We start from the raw sequence: 922 nt of genomic DNA on the forward strand, positions 1-922 counted from the left end.
CCAACTGGTTGTCCCAAAAATGGAAAATTGCATAAAAGAAATATCCCTTGGCTTTTGCCAAGGGATAATTGTATTTTTTAACCAAGTTTCTCTCTCTTCTTATCTGGATTCCAGATAAAGCTTGCGATAAAGCTAAAGATAATCGTTAGGATACCAACAAACACTGCAAGGATAAGGGCAGGGATGCGGACAAACCACCAGAGTGGGTTTGGTTTTTTATCATTGTGCCATTGCTTGGTTTCTTCGTCCAAACGTTGGAATTCTGCTTGGATACGGTCTGCAACCATTTCAATCCCTTCATCATTCATTTTCTTGATGTCTGAGATATCGATAGGATTTCCAAAGTTCATATCGACACGTTCACGGCTAATCAAGCCTTTCAAGGTCATAGGACCGGTGTAGGTAACAGGCATGATACGGACTTTGGCCATCTTGGCAATCAGGGCTACGCCACCCTTGACATCGTTTGAGTGACGGCTCCCACTTGGAAACATGATGAGAGAGCGGTCGCTTTTTTTGAGGACGTTGATAGGGTACTTGATGGCAGAGGCATTAGGTTTTTCTCGGTCGATAGGAAAGGCGCCACACATACGGATCCACCAGCCAAAGATACGGTTGTTAAACAGCTCTTTTTTGGCCATAAAGATGAACTGTTTTGGCTTGGTCGCAAAGGCCATGTAAACAGGATCCCACCAGGTACGGTGAGGTGCGACGAGGATATAGTTTTCGTCTCGGCTAGGGATTTTATCAGTATTGTGATAGTGGGCATTGCCATTGATGGACCACAAGATCAGCATGACTAGTCCACGCAAATAAGTATAAAACATGAGATCTCCTTCGATTGTATTGCTTTTATTATTATACCTTATCAAAAGACTGCTGGCAAACTTTTTCAGTTATCAGCTAACAGTTTTAGATGGGA

Annotated in this window: 1 protein-coding gene; it reads right to left on the bottom strand. The window is 43.0% G+C overall.

What is annotated here, in order from left to right:
- Nucleotides 1-77: 77 nt before the first annotated feature.
- Nucleotides 78-827 (bottom strand): lysophospholipid acyltransferase family protein, encoded by a 750-nt coding sequence (locus GMD4S_RS09465; protein ID WP_000500176.1) that lies wholly within the window; start codon nt 825-827, stop codon nt 78-80.
- Between the last annotated feature and the right edge of the window lie 95 nt (nt 828-922).

This window comes from Streptococcus sp. GMD4S, from assembly GCF_000296955.1.

Excerpts from the sequence above, each read along its gene's own strand:
- GMD4S_RS09465 (WP_000500176.1), bottom strand. The coding sequence starts at position 827 with ATGTTTTATACTTATTTGCGTGGACTAGTCATGCTGATCTTGTGGTCC.